The 586-nt window shown below is 36.0% G+C and carries 1 protein-coding gene; it reads right to left on the reverse strand.

The genetic code is table 11. The annotated features are described in order from the left end of the window. Positions 1-364 precede the first annotated feature (364 nt). Positions 365-586: hypothetical protein (locus tag AC3G7N_RS21925; protein ID WP_489424236.1), on the reverse strand; the 222-nt coding region annotated here is incomplete at its 5' end.

Genomic DNA, 586 nt, shown 5'->3' on the forward strand with positions numbered 1-586 from the left:
GTAACTAAAAATATTGGCAACAATAGGATTACAAGTATTACGGCAAGATTAGCAACAATAAATTTAGCAAATCCTTTTCCAATTTTTTTCATTTGTTACATCCCCTTCTCTACTAACAATATTCCCGTTTCAACGGCAGATAAAACGTTAAGGAATATCTTACTGTGTTTCTATTGTACGCAAAACGATAATCAAAGGCTGCCTCCCCTCCAATTAACCAAATGGAAATCGGTATATTCATTTTATCAGATATTCAAAAATATTGCAGGTGTTTTTTAAATATTTTTAATAGTGGGCAATTTATGAACCATTGGTTAATAATTCGTACGATAGAAAAAAGCCATGCGCATAAACATGAACATGGCTAGATACTTAATAATTCTCTAATATCGCTTTCGCTTAAACTTGATAGCATTTGTTCTCCAGGCTGGATGACCTGTTCAATTAATTCACGCTTCTTTTGTTGCAGCGCATAGATTTTTTCTTCAATCGTTCCTTTGGTTACCATCCGAATCACTTGAACGACGTTCTTTTGTCCGAAACGGTGGGCGCGGCCGGTTGCTTGATCTTCCACAGCTGGATTCCA

The organism is Virgibacillus carmonensis, assembly GCF_057836705.1.